Source organism: Undibacterium sp. FW305-107, assembly GCF_058788535.1.
This window is the reverse complement of sequence record NZ_JBYTAV010000002.1, coordinates 347352-361200: the sequence shown is the minus strand read 5'-3', so window position 1 is coordinate 361200 and position 13849 is coordinate 347352. Positions and strand designations below refer to the sequence as shown.

Sequence of the window (13849 nt, the reverse complement as noted above, 5' to 3'; positions counted from 1 at the left end):
AACACAGGCCAGATCATCCGCTCGCCTTCCTCATCGACCATAATGCCCGCCCCCCCCTTCTGGGAGGCAGTGATGGGTCCGGCCCACGACAACAGGAATCACAATCCTGAACTCTACCAATTAGATCAACAGTAAATAAACCAAACTGCTAATCACTTTAATCAGGCTTTAATCACAGGCTTGTGCTGCGTACCTTCACCGCGCGTCATAAATAGCATGCGGCTAGGCGCAAAAATTTTTGCCGTATGCCACCGCCCCTTGGGTACCAGTACCGCCTCCCCTGCTTTCATATGTATATGCTGAACGGCATCATCCACCTCAATCAAGAAATCAGCAAGTCCCGATAACAAATACACGAATTCATCAGCGCGTGGATGCATTTCCCAAGTGGGCCAGTCAGCTTCGCAACTGAATTCACTGATCAGCCAGTGCTTGCCAAAAGCCTCAATATCTGACTCAGGCAAGTTCCAGAACGCCGGGCCCTCGGTCAGTACGGTCGCCATACCATCGGCAGCTAATGCGACATAGGTTTTTTGAGGTTCTATTTTCATGTTTAGCCTCCTTAAAAATATGGATTTTCTGCAAAAATATTTGGTATTGCTGACCAATAACTATCAGCTGATTTACTCAGTAATAATGCCTGAAGTCACTGCTTGCGCATGGTCTGCAAAAATAGCCATGGCCGTCTTCATGGGGTGGAAACCCAGCTTTTGATAAAAACCTTCCTTGCCAGGATTGGCATACAAGATGATTTTCTTATGACCCTGCGATTTCTCCACCAAGTGATCCACAATAGCCTTACCCAGCTTGATGCCCTGAAACTCAGGATGGATAGCGATATCACAGATATATGAGCAATCAAGGCCATCTGCCAGGGCGCGGCCGACACCCACCAATTGATCACCGGCATACACAAAGCATTTATACATGCTGTTGGAAAACACGATTTCCAGATTTTTTGCGGGTTTATTGCCAAGTGGAGCAATCCTGTATAGCTCGGACAGCGCCTGCCAATCGATTCCATCTTGCACAGTGACCCATTTCAAATCCATCATCTTGTCCTCGCTGACATATCTACATATCGGCATCTTGCAATAATATCTTTAGTAATTAGACAATATTACATCAATAAGTTCAAGTGAGCTTATGAGCAGAATAAAAGCATGCCAATTGCGAGGCAATTCAAAATGACCGTACCGGCAAATGCCAGCCGGAAAGAGGGCTTGATGGTCTTGTGGCGAAATATTTTTTGCGCCAGGACAGCGCCTGGCCAGCCACAAGCCAGACCACACAATAATAAGCTACGTTCGGAGATCCTTGACTCACGTTTGCGTGCCGCCGCCTTATCCAGACCATACATGATCAGGGTGATGATGCTCATGGCGACATAGATGATAACCAAGCCCAGCAGTTGCAGTTTCTGGTCGGCATGTCCTGAGGATAAGACTTCTGCAATTTGATCAAAAAAATCCATGCCATCGCGCGGGGGATGAAAGAGCCCGGATTATTGCAGACCAAACATCGCCAGTCCATTCTTATACGCAATGCGCTCTGCAACATCTGTTGGCAACTCGCTTAGCATACGACGATAAAAGGCTATCAACTGCGGTACATCATCCCAGCGCGAAGTCACCCAGGTATCAGTGCCTAGCACGAATCTGTCGGGGTAACGCAAAAACAGGCGCTTCCATTGCGGACTCAGGCTGCCGTTTTGCTCAAGATCGGAGCGAAAAGATAATTCACCTAGCAGGTTTGGATATTGCGCAAACATGACCTCGACTTTATCGAGCGAAGTACTCATGCCAGTATGTGCCCAGATCAGTTTTACACCGGGTGCGTGATGCAAAATACGTTCTATGGCATCTTCATCGGAATGCGCATGCAGCCACAGGTCACGCGCCCTGGCCAGCCTGGCAATTTTTGCCATATAGGGTGCATCAGCATCCTTGCCAAATATATGGAATTCACCAATGCCGCGATAGATGCCGCGCTGCAGTTCTTTTTCAACGAAGCGCTCTATCTCTGGATTGGCAAACCAGTCATGTCTGTCAGGCTGCACTCTGTAGGGGCGCAGGAAAGGGACGATCTTGATGTCAGGCGCATTTTGCGCAATCAAATCCAGCGTACCATCATTCGGGCGACTGGTCGCCAACACGGCACGTATGCCAAGCTGACGCCACAAGGCAATAACACGCTGCGGCGACCAGGTGCTGCGCGCTTCGGTGTTGTAATGCATGTGGGCATCGAATATGGGCAAAGGTTCTGCTGCTGCCGCACCAGCCGACATCATGACCAAGGAGCAGGTCAATAAGAAACTCTGTAGTTGCCTTTTCATAGCCATGCTCCAGTGCCAAATTTGATATCCCTTTGAATCAAGAATACACCCTATGAAGGAAGCGTCAACTCCCTGATTACAACATCCTGGCTATCAAGGCTTTTTCATGCCTGGCATCCAGTGGAATACGCACCTTGTGCCCTGCCCCACCTATGATATTCAGGGGCTGATTTTCAGCATTACGCATCTCGGTGAGTCTAATCATTTCATTGCCATTCGGTGAAATGATTTCTATCTCATCGCCAACAGCGAAACGGTTTTTGACTTCGACTTCTGCCCAACCATCTGTCACTTGCAAGACTTGCCCCACATACTGGCTGCGGTGCGCCTTTGATACACCTTCCATGTAATTTTGGTGTTCTTGCGTATGGTGGCGCTGATAAAAGCCATCGGTATAACCGCGGTTGGCGAGACCATTCAACTGGCCCAGCAAGTCAGTGTTAAACGGGCGACCAGCGACAGCATCATCTATCGCACACCTGTAGGTTTGGGCAGTGCGGGCAACATAGTACAAGGACTTGGTGCGCCCTTCGACCTTCAGTGAATCAATACCGATTTTTGCCAGGCGTTCGACATGCTCAACGGCACGCAAATCTTTGGAGTTCATGATATAGGTACCATGTTCGTCTTCGAGTATGGGCATGAACTGACCAGGTTTACCGCCCTCTTCTATCAGATAAGGTCGGTCAGCGAGCGGGTGACGTGGCATATCGCCCATGGCAGAGAAAGACTGATTGGCTTCTTCCAGCGCCTGCTGATAATTGAACTGGATACTCTCGACCGGGATGCGTGCCAGGTCGCCAGTTTCATTTTCGGTGGCGTTTTCGACCTTGTAATCCCAGCGACAAGAATTGGTACACGTGCCCTGGTTGGGATCGCGGTGATTGAAATAGCCGGACAACAGGCAACGCCCTGAATAGGCGATACACAAGGCACCATGAACAAAAACTTCCAGCTCCATTTCCGGGCATTGCTGGCGAATTTCTTCTATTTCATCGAGCGATAATTCACGCGAGAGAATGACGCGTGTCAGACCCATTTTTTTCCAGAATTTTACATCCGCCCAATTCACGGCATTGGCTTGCACTGACAAATGCACAGGCACCTCTGGCCACTTCTCACGGACCATCATGATCAGACCAGGGTCGGCCATGATAAGCGCATCCGGCTTCATGTTGATGACCGGCTCCATATCGCGCAGATAGGTTTTGAGCTTGCTATTGTGCGGGAAGATATTACTGGCGACGAAGAACAACTTGCCACGCGCATGAGCACCATCTATGCCCTGCTGCAATACATCAAGAGTAGAAAATTCATTATTGCGGGCACGCAGGCTATAGCGTGGCTGGCCTGCATATACCGCATCGGCACCAAAGTCGAAAGCGGCATGCATTTTTTCCAGCGAACCGGCGGGCAAGAGAAGTTCTGGGGCTTTGAGCATGGCAAGAAAATCCGAAAAGAAAAATGTCCGCGATTTTAGTGCCATGCTAGCAGTCAGGTAAAATTTACCTACCCATTATTTGATGTACATCAACCATGCATAGTCAGGCATCATTGCTGCGCATGGCAGTCAACTCATTAAACACCAGCGCAACCAGTACGACTATGCCACCATAGATACTGGCAGTAGCTGGCACCTCGCCTGCCCCTAGCCAGGCCCAGATCGGCGCCAGCAAAACTTCAAGCAGAGACAGCAAGGCAATCTCCGGAGCAGTCAGGCTATTCGATGCCCTGACCATGAGCATGCAAGGCAAACCCAATTGAAAGAAACCGAGTATCGCCAGGATGCCAATATCATGCAGCGAGGCATGAAAAGGCCAGGCAAATGGCAGCATCATCAGCGCAGAAATAGTACCTCCCAAAAACACCGCAGGCACCAAATCAACCGCATGGCCGCCCTTTTTGAGAATGATGACGTTGGCCGAAGCCGCCAAGGGTATGCCAAAGGCGATGAGCATACCAATCAAACCGCGCTCATCCACTTCAGAAATGCTGCCGACAAACATCCAGCCCATGCCTACGCAGGCTGCTGCAATCGCCCACCAGGTACGTGCTGGTATGCGCTGGTGCAAGACCAGCCAGGCCAGCAATGCCGTGAACAAAGGCGACAGGCTTTCCATGATGGAAGTGTTGGCGACTGTCGTCATGGTCAGTGCGATCATGAAGCAGCTATACATGGTGGCCCACATACAACCAGACAGAAAGCCTATCTTACCAAGCAATTTAAGGCGCGGGATGAAGGCCCACTTGTATTGCCGCACCATGACGCCAGCAATAAAGACTGCAGCAAAAAAGCTGCGCCAGAAAGTAACTTCAAAATCACGCGCAACTTCGAGGTGACGGGTAAATACACCGGCAATACTCCACAAAGTAGCAGCGCAAATCATCAGCATCACCGCTTTGCGGTGAGACATTTTATTTTGCATATGGATCCAAATAAAAAAACCCGTTTGACCCTGGCCAGACTGGCTAGAGCAAAACGGGTTGATCTTCGTGCGGCAAAATTACCAGCCGCACCAGTCAAAGGAAATCAGCTTATTCGCGTGATGCCTTTTTACGTTCGTGCTCTTTCAGGAAACGCTTGCGCAGACGAATGCTCTTAGGTGTCACTTCCACCAGTTCATCATCGTCAATAAACTCAACCGCGTATTCCAGGTTCAACTGGATAGGTGGAACCAGACGCACCGCTTCATCCGTACCGGAAGAGCGAACGTTGGTCAATTGCTTACCCTTGATCGGGTTCACAACCAGGTCATTGTCACGGGAATGGATACCAATGATCATGCCTTCATATACTGGGTCATTGTGGCTGACGAACATACGGCCACGGTCTTGCAATTTCCAGATAGCGTAGGCAACTGCTGCACCATCATCCTGGGAAATCAGTACGCCGTTACGACGGCCACCGAGTTCACCTTTGGAGTTGTCGACTGGTGCGTATTCATCAAACACATGGCTCATCAAGCCTGTACCGCGTGTCAAAGTCATGAATTCACCCTGGAAGCCGATCAGGCCACGTGCTGGAATACGGTATTCCAGACGGACACGACCTTTGCCGTCCGGTTCCATGTTTTGCAGATCGCCACGACGACGACCCAGCTCTTCCATGACGCCACCCTGGTTGGCTTCTTCGACATCGACTGTCAGGTTTTCATATGGCTCATGACGTACGTCACCAACCATTTTGAAAACAACGCGCGGACGGGATACTGCCAGCTCAAAACCTTCACGACGCATGTTTTCGATCAGGATGGTCAGATGCAACTCACCACGACCAGAAACTTCATACGTAGAATCATCACCTTCAGCCTGCACAACGCGCAAAGCCATGTTGGATTTCAATTCACGTTCCAGACGGTCACGGATTTGGCGTGTCGTCACGAACTTGCCTTCACGGCCAGCCAATGGAGAACTGTTAACCATGAAGTTCATGGTCAGAGTTGGTTCATCAATCTTCAACATCGGCAAGCCTTCAGGCGTGTCCGGTGCGCAGATGGTGGAGCCGATACCGATTTCTTCGATACCGTTGATCAGGACGATGTCACCAGCCAGCGCTTCATCAACAAGAACGCGGTCCAGGCCTTTGAATGTCAATACTTGATTGATACGTGCCTTGGTTGGCTTGTCTTCTGGACCATTCATCCAGACTACGTCTTGCAATGCCTTGACGCGGCCACGCAGGATACGGCCAACGCCGATTTTACCAACGTAAGAAGAGTATTCCAGAGAAGTGATTTGCAATTGCAGAGGACCATCTGGATCATCTTCACGCGCAGGAACGTGTTCCAGGATAGCGTCAAACAATGGTTCCATATTACCTTCGCGCACGGAGTCTTCCAGACCTGCATAGCCTTTGAAGCCGGATGCGTAGACGATAGGGAAATCGAGTTGCTCATCGGTTGCGCCGAGTTTGTCGAACAATTCAAAAGTCGCATTAACGGCTTTTTGTGGATCAGCGTTTTCACGGTCAATCTTGTTGACGACAACGATAGGTTTCAAACCCAGAGCCAGCGCTTTACGCGTAACGAAACGCGTTTGCGGCATTGGGCCTTCTTGCGCATCAACCAGCAACAAAACGCTGTCCACCATGGACAAAACACGTTCTACTTCACCACCAAAGTCAGCATGGCCTGGCGTATCGACGATGTTGATGTGTGTACCTTTGTATTCAACAGCACAGTTCTTGGACAAAATAGTGATACCGCGCTCTTTTTCGATATCATTCGAATCCATAACACGGGCATCAACCTGCTGGTTGTCGCGGAAAGTACCGGACTGACGCAATAACTGGTCAACCAGAGTGGTTTTGCCGTGATCGACGTGAGCGATAATGGCGATGTTACGAATAGCGCGTTTTGAAGTAGACATGATAGCGTTCTTATTGGGTAAATCTATGAGGTAAATCGGATAACCTGCGATTATAACATGCTGCAGCGCAAAAGTAGAAAAACTCCTATTATTTCAAGGAGTTGCTACCGCGCGATGACACAATCAGCGTGTGCTGACATATCTTTCAGTCAAACGAATGGGTGAGAAACCTTGTCTGGCTAGGCGTACGGAGCGCTGCCTGGCGAGCCAAGTGAGCGACGCACAACAACGCCAGGCGAGGTTTCTGACCCATTCCCTCCGGGTTCTCCCCATATCGCACGCTGGACTGCAGGGTTTGCAAGATTCTGCGTCTTGTCAGGGGCACCAGCCCTGACTGCACCGCCCATGCAGGGCGCATGTGCGCTGGTAGGCGCACATCGTTGCGCAGGCGGGCAGCATGCCGCCCGCAATCCCTGCTCCATCACATTGCCAGCCCGCGATATGAGGGGAACGCTTTGTCTAAAAGATATATCAACACACCCTAGTGTTCAGTGGCAATCAGGCGCTCGGGCGCGAGTATGCCGTATTCCTGTAACTGGGCAGAACCCAGCAACTGCCCGTCCGATTCACGATAGACGCGAACGCGGCCAGTTTCAATGGGTAAAACGACTTCTTCTTTATTTAATGGCAGACGCTGCCCATGCAGGAAGCGGCGGGACAGCTCATCGGTCAGGTAAACCGGGGCAAAGCTGGACAATAAGGCATCAACCGGGTCCAGCAACGCCAGGCGTTCTGGCTCTGGCAAGCTTTCAAGATACTCCAGGGTAATGGATTTCTCCAACACCAGATGGCCGACACCAATACGTCGCAATTCCTTCAAATGCGCACCACAGCCCAATGCCGCACCTATGTCTTCACCCAGCACACGCACATAGGTGCCCTTGCTACATTTCACCTTCAAGTTCAGGAAAGGCGCTTCATAAGCCAGCAGTTCCAGCTCATGAATGATGACACTGCGCGCTTCGCGTTCCAGTGTGATACCGGCACGTGCGTATTCATACAGGGGCTTGCCATCTCGCTTGAGCGCTGAATACATGGGCGGCACTTGCTGTATGGAGCCAGTGAATTGCCGTAAAGCATGCTGAATTTGCTCCAGGCTGACTGCTACCGGCTTTTCTTCCAGCACTTCACCTTCAGTGTCACCAGTTGTGGTCGTGATGCCAAGGTGCACTACCGTAGTATAGGTCTTGTCAGCTTCGAGCAAATCCTGGGAAAACTTGGTGGCTTCACCAAAGCACAGAGGCAATAGGCCAGTGGCAAATGGATCAAGCGTGCCAGTATGTCCGGCTTTGGCGGCATTTAAAAAGCGCTTGGCTTTGATCAGCGCATCATTACTGGAAAAACCAACTGGCTTATCCAATAGCAATACACCGTGCACAGGCACGCGCTTTCTTTTAATCTGCGGAGTCGTCATGTTGTCAGCAGCCTGTCACCAGGCCGCACAATGTATCGTTCAGAATTTACTCTTCGCCGTCGTCTTTGGCGCGGGTGGCATTGGCTTCATCGATCAGTTTCGACATGGCCATGCCACGGATGGTAGATGTGTCATGCACGAAATGCAGTTGCGGCAAGGTATGGATGCGCAGACGCAAACCCAGTTGATTGCGCAGGAAGCCGGATGCCTTGACCAGGGCTTCAACAGTATTTTTGACGGCCACAGGATCGTCCACCAGTGTCGTGAAATACACTTTTGCATGGGCATAATCAGGGGTCAACTGTACTTCAGTCAGCGTGATCATGCCTACACGCGGGTCTTTCAATTCAGACCAGATGATTTCTGCCAGGTCTTTTTGAATCTGGTCTGCTACACGCAGGCCACGACCTGGGATATTTTTGCTATGTTTTGCCATAATTTTCTTACATCTCCATAAACCACAACCCCGGAACTAGTCCGGGGTTATCTTGAGTTACAGAGTACGTGCTATCTCTTGTACTTCAAATATTTCAAGCTGATCGCCAACCTGAATCTCGTTGTAGCCTTTCAGTGAAAGACCGCATTCCAGACCGGCTTTGACTTCTTTTGCATCGTCTTTGTAACGCTTGAGCGAATCCAGCTCGCCTGTCCAGGTAACCACGTTGTTGCGCAGCAAACGGACAGAAGATGTACGCTTGACCATGCCATCAGTAACCAGGCAGCCTGCAATCGCGCCAACTTTGCTGACCACGAAGACTTGACGAATCTCGACCATACCAATGATTTGTTCGCGCTTCTCTGGAGCCAACATGCCGGACAAAGCTGCTTTAACTTCATCTACCGCATCGTAAATGATGTTGTAGTAGCGGATGTCAACGCCGTTAGACTCTGCCAATTTACGGGCAGACGCATCAGCACGGGTGTTAAAGCCGATGATGACAGCCTTGGACGCGACCGCCAAGTTGACGTCGGATTCGGAAATACCACCAACTGCTGCATGCACAACCTGTACACGCACTTCGCTGGTCGACAATTTGACCAGGGATTGCACCAGCGCTTCTTGCGAACCTTGTACGTCGGTCTTGACGATGATAGGCAAGTTCTTGACTTCGCCTTCGCCCATGTTTTCGAACATGTTTTCGAGCTTGGCAGCTTGCTGTTTCGCCAGTTTGACGTCACGGAATTTACCTTGACGGAACAAGGCGATTTCACGCGCTTTACGCTCATCAGCCATGACCATGACTTCTTCACCAGCAGACGGCACTTCTGTCAGACCTTGAATCTCTACCGGGATGGACGGGCCAGCTTCGGAGATATTCGCGCCATTTTCATCCAGCATCGCACGGACACGTCCATAGGCTGAACCAGCCAGAACCACGTCACCACGTTTCAAGGTACCGGACTGCACCAGGATAGTGGCAACAGTACCGCGACCTTTATCCAGACGCGCCTCAACTACCAGGCCCTTGGCAGGTGCATCTTTCGGCGCTTTCAATTCCAGCACTTCAGCTTGCAACAGCACGTTTTCCAGCAGGGAATCAATACCCAGACCAGTTTTCGCAGATACTTGCACGAATGGCGAATCACCACCGTATTCTTCAGGCACAACGCTTTCAGCGATCAACTCTTGTGTCACGCGGTCTGCATTGGCACCCGGCTTATCAATTTTATTGATAGCAACCACCAGAGGCACGCCAGCTGCTTTCGCATGGGCAATCGCTTCCTTGGTTTGCGGCATGACGCCGTCATCTGCTGCCACCACCAGAATAACAATATCCGTCGCCTTGGCACCACGGGCACGCATCGCAGTAAACGCTTCATGGCCTGGTGTATCAAGGAAGGTGATCATGCCACGTGGTGTTTCTACGTGATAAGCACCGATATGCTGTGTAATGCCACCGGCTTCACCAGACGCGACTTTGGCGCGACGGATGTAATCCAGCAGGGATGTTTTACCATGATCAACGTGACCCATGACAGTAACCACAGGTGCACGCGGGAAGGACTCATATTCACCGTGCTCTGTGGTGTCCGTCAGCATCGCTTCAGGATCATCCAGTTTTGCAGCAAAGGCTTTATGACCCATCTCTTCAACCAGGATCATTGCTGTTTCCTGATCAAGTACCTGATTGATCGTGCACATCTGGCCCAGTTTCATCAAATGCTTGATGACTTCGGATGCCTTGACTGCCATCTTGTGCGCCAGCTCAGCAACGGTCAGGGTTTCAGGCACAAACACATCTTTAACGATGGCCTCTACCGGCACCTGGAAGTTGCTTTCGCGGTCATCATGATGACTATTGCGACGACCTTTAGGACCGCCCTTCCAGCCATCACGGCCACCGGAGGTATCACCACGTGTTTTCAGACCGCCGCCACGTTTCTTGGCTGCGTCTTCTTGCCAGGTGGAGGACACATTGGCAGATTTGATTGCCTTCTTGTCGCCAACAGCTGGTTTTTTCTCGTCTTTTTTCTCTACTGCAGCACCAGGCTTTTTCTCAGCCACTTTTTTATCAGCAGGCTTGTGCAAAGTACCTTCAGCAACCTTGGGGGCTACTACCGGAGCAGGCTCCGGTGCTTTGGCCGGGCGACGTGCCGCGTTCATCATTTCTTTGATTTGCGCAACTTCATCAGCCACAGCTTTTCTGGCTTTTTCAGTAGCAGCAGCACGCTCAGTCGCTTCTTTAGCGTCGGCTACCGCTTTTTTCTTCGCATCTTCTGCTTCGATACGTTTTTTGTCTTCGTCAGCGGCAGCTTGAGCAGTTTGAGCAGCCGGCACAGGTTTTACCTCTGCAGGTTTGGCATCAGCAGGCTTGGTATTAGCGCTGGCATTGAGCGCTTTGGCAGCAGCAGCGGCTTGCTCCGCCCTGGCTTTTTCAGCCTCTGCTTTAGCAGCTTCTGCCAACTCAGCTTCACGCATGGCTTGCGCCTGGGCTTCTTTTTCAGCTTCCAGCTTGGCCAGACGCTCTTGTTTTTCAAGCAACTCAGCTTCCTGGCGTGCAATCAGCTCTGCTTCGTGGCGCGCTTCTTCATCAAGGCGAGCCTGTTCTGCTGCATCCAGTACCGGTGCAGGAGCCTGCGCTTCATCCGCTGGAGCATCATCACGTTTAACGAAGGTACGTTTTTTACGAACTTCAACCTGAATGGTACGAGACTTCCCAGTCGCATCGGCTTGCTTGATCTCGGTCGTTTCCTTACGAGTCAAGGTAATTTTCTTCTTTTCGGTGTCCGCAGAAACGCCGTGGGAACGACGCAGATGCTCCAGGAGCTTATCTTTGTCTTCCTTTGTCAGCGAATCTGACGTCGAGCTCTTACTGACGCCCGCTGCACGCAATTGCGTGAGCAGCAAATCTGCTGACATCGTTAGCTCGGTGGCAAATTGGGCTACATTGTTACTCGCCATTCAGTCCTCTTTTTCTATGTGCGCGTTATGAGATTGAAACCCGTGAATTACTTAGCTTCTACGAGTTTCCAGGCTTTGGCTAACAAAGCCTTGGCCTGATCATCATATTTAGCGTCGATGAGTTTCATCTCATCATCGGTCACATCTTCAAATGCATCTTTAATTAATTGACGTGTGCGGTCGGCAGACAATGCCAGAATCGCGCCAAATTCGTCATAAGCCAATCCAGCGAAAGCCGCCAGGGTCTTGATACCAGCCAAACCCAGCTTACCTGCCGTCACGCGGGTCATACCTTCGAGATTGACTAATTCATCTTCCATACCTTCGAGGCCCTCTTCAGAAGCAATTGCTTCTGTCAACAAAGCGTCACGAGCGCGGTTACGCAACTCATTGACGGTATCTTCATCGAAGGCTTCGATTTCCAGCATTTCGCTGATAGGTACGTAAGCGATTTCTTCCAGGCTGGAAAAACCTTCGTCCACCAGAATGTCAGCGACTTCCTGGTCAACGTCGAGTTTTTCCATGAACAGGCTGCGGATACCGGCAGTTTCTTGCTCGGCTTTATTCGCAGACTCTTCAGCAGTCATGATATTGATTTGCCAGCCTGTCAATTCAGCTGCCAGGCGAACGTTTTGTCCGCTGCGGCCGATAGCAATTGCCAGGTTTTCCTCATCCACTACCACGTCCATGCCGTGTTTTTCTTCATCCACCATGATGGATGAAACATTGGCTGGTGCCAGTGCGCCGATAACGAATTGCGCCGGATCTTCTGACCACAGCACGATATCAACACGCTCACCACCCAGCTCGCCAGTGACAGCCTGTACGCGTGAACCACGCATACCGACACAAGTGCCGATAGGATCAATACGTTTGTCAGCGGTGTACACAGCAATTTTTGCACGCACACCAGGGTCACGTGCGGCAGACTTGATCACCAAAGAACCTTGTTCGATTTCTGGGACTTCCAGTTCAAACAGTTTCATGATGAATTCTGGCGCTGTACGCGACAAAATAACTTGCGGGCCACGTGCATTGCGATCGATACGCAAGATATAAGCACGCACACGGTCACCAACACGCAGATTTTCTTTGGGGATCATCTGATCACGTGGCAAACGCGCTTCAATCTTGCCGGACTCAACCACGGCTTCGCCACGCTCCATGCGCTTGATGGTACCCGTTACCAGGGAATCACCACGCTCCAGGAAGTCAGCCAGGATCTGTTCACGTTCTGCATCACGGATACGTTGCAAGACGACTTGCTTGGTATCTTGCGCAAAACGACGGCCAAAATCGACCGATTCAATTTCTTCTTCGATGTAATCATCAACCTGAATTTCAGGATCATCTTCCACTGCTTCAAAATGCAGGATTTCCTGATCTGGCAATTGCAGGCCTGCCTCATCCGGCACCACGTGCCAGCGGCGGAAAGACCTGAATTCACCAGTATCACGGTCGATTTCTACGCGAATATCGACTTCACCGGGAAAACGTTTTTTTGTCGCTTGCGCCAAAGCATGCTCCAGCGATCCGAAAACAACCTCTTCATCGACGTTCTTTTCACGCGCCAGCACATCCACCAATAACAACAAATCACGACTCATGCTTTGCGACTCCTAAAATCCACTTGCGGCACGAGGCGTGCCTTATCCACATCGGCGAGCGTAAACTCCAGCATGGCCGACCCATCTTTTACTTCAAATTCCAGCTTCAGATTTTCACCTTCAGGTTCGTGCAAGACACCTTCGAAAGTTTTGCGATTTGGCGTGCCCGGCATGGGCATACGTAATTTCACATTGGCTTTCTCACCAGCAAAGCGCACATAGTCAGCGATTTTTTTGAGTGGCCTGTCGAGGCCAGGAGAAGAAGTCTCCAGGCGGCTGTAATTGACGTTTTCTACTGTCAGCACATGCGATAACTGGTGGCTGACTTTTTCGCAGTCTTCCACTGTGATATTGCCGCGCTCCAGATCTTCCGGCAAAAAATCAATATAGACCCTGAACAAGCCGCGTTCGGCCTGCTCAAAATCTACCAGATCATATCCGGTACCGTTGACGGTCTTTTCTATCAAATCCAACAAAGCCAAACTTATTCTCCGAAAAACACACTGACGATTTGCAAACCGGGCAAAACCCGCTACAGGCCTGGCGATTCGGGCTATTGAGCGTTGCGCCGCAACTCACTCAACACGATATCAATCGCTAAAACCAAAAAAAAATGGGCAACTGCCCATCTTTTTTTGTAGCGCCTCGATTTTAAATTCAAATAAAGGCAAAATCTGCTAACTACAAGATTATAAACGATAAATTACCTCGTCGCAATGGAA

The 13849-nt window shown here is 50.6% G+C and carries 12 protein-coding genes; all 12 read right to left on the bottom strand.

Annotation, left to right across the window (positions count from 1 at the left end; genetic code table 11):
- Positions 1–161 precede the first annotated feature (161 nt).
- Positions 162–551, bottom strand: a complete 390-nt coding sequence (locus tag AC3WQT_RS05745) for a cupin domain-containing protein (RefSeq protein ID WP_492702837.1) — start codon at positions 549–551, stop codon at positions 162–164.
- 72 nt (positions 552–623) lie between these two features.
- Positions 624–1055, bottom strand: coding sequence for a GNAT family N-acetyltransferase (locus AC3WQT_RS05740; protein ID WP_492702836.1), 432 nt, complete (start codon positions 1053–1055; stop codon positions 624–626).
- Positions 1056–1144: 89 nt separating this feature from the next.
- Positions 1145–1474: a DUF1294 domain-containing protein gene (locus tag AC3WQT_RS05735; protein WP_492702835.1), complete on the bottom strand. Its 330-nt coding sequence runs from the start codon at positions 1472–1474 to the stop codon at positions 1145–1147.
- A gap of 30 nt (positions 1475–1504) precedes the next feature.
- Positions 1505–2335 carry an amidohydrolase family protein gene (locus tag AC3WQT_RS05730; protein WP_492702834.1) on the bottom strand — a complete coding sequence of 277 codons (831 nt, stop codon included), beginning with the start codon at positions 2333–2335 and terminating at the stop codon, positions 1505–1507.
- 76 nt (positions 2336–2411) lie between these two features.
- The gene (gene trhP / locus AC3WQT_RS05725) at positions 2412–3776 is read right to left on the bottom strand and encodes a prephenate-dependent tRNA uridine(34) hydroxylase TrhP (protein ID WP_492702833.1); all 1365 of its coding nucleotides are present in this window, start codon (positions 3774–3776) and stop codon (positions 2412–2414) included.
- A 103-nt stretch (positions 3777–3879) separates the two neighbouring features.
- Entirely contained in the window at positions 3880–4749 is an 870-nt protein-coding gene (locus AC3WQT_RS05720) for a DMT family transporter (protein WP_492702832.1), read from the bottom strand.
- A 121-nt stretch (positions 4750–4870) separates the two neighbouring features.
- Complete coding sequence (gene typA / locus AC3WQT_RS05715; protein WP_492702831.1) at positions 4871–6703, bottom strand: translational GTPase TypA; 1833 nt, start codon at positions 6701–6703, stop codon at positions 4871–4873.
- Positions 6704–7184: 481 nt separating this feature from the next.
- Positions 7185–8117: a tRNA pseudouridine(55) synthase TruB gene (gene truB / locus AC3WQT_RS05710; RefSeq protein WP_492702830.1), complete on the bottom strand. Its 933-nt coding sequence runs from the start codon at positions 8115–8117 to the stop codon at positions 7185–7187.
- Between the two features lie 46 nt (positions 8118–8163).
- Complete coding sequence (gene rbfA / locus AC3WQT_RS05705; RefSeq protein WP_492702829.1) at positions 8164–8553, bottom strand: 30S ribosome-binding factor RbfA; 390 nt, start codon at positions 8551–8553, stop codon at positions 8164–8166.
- 57 nt (positions 8554–8610) lie between these two features.
- Positions 8611–11520 carry a translation initiation factor IF-2 gene (gene infB / locus AC3WQT_RS05700; protein WP_492702828.1) on the bottom strand — a complete coding sequence of 970 codons (2910 nt, stop codon included), beginning with the start codon at positions 11518–11520 and terminating at the stop codon, positions 8611–8613.
- A 47-nt stretch (positions 11521–11567) separates the two neighbouring features.
- The gene (gene nusA / locus AC3WQT_RS05695; RefSeq protein WP_110253861.1) at positions 11568–13127 is read right to left on the bottom strand and encodes a transcription termination factor NusA; all 1560 of its coding nucleotides are present in this window, start codon (positions 13125–13127) and stop codon (positions 11568–11570) included.
- The gene (gene rimP, locus AC3WQT_RS05690) at positions 13124–13609 is read right to left on the bottom strand and encodes a ribosome maturation factor RimP (protein WP_492702827.1); all 486 of its coding nucleotides are present in this window, start codon (positions 13607–13609) and stop codon (positions 13124–13126) included. The genes nusA and rimP overlap by 4 nt, the downstream gene beginning before the upstream one ends.
- Positions 13610–13849 lie beyond the last annotated feature (240 nt).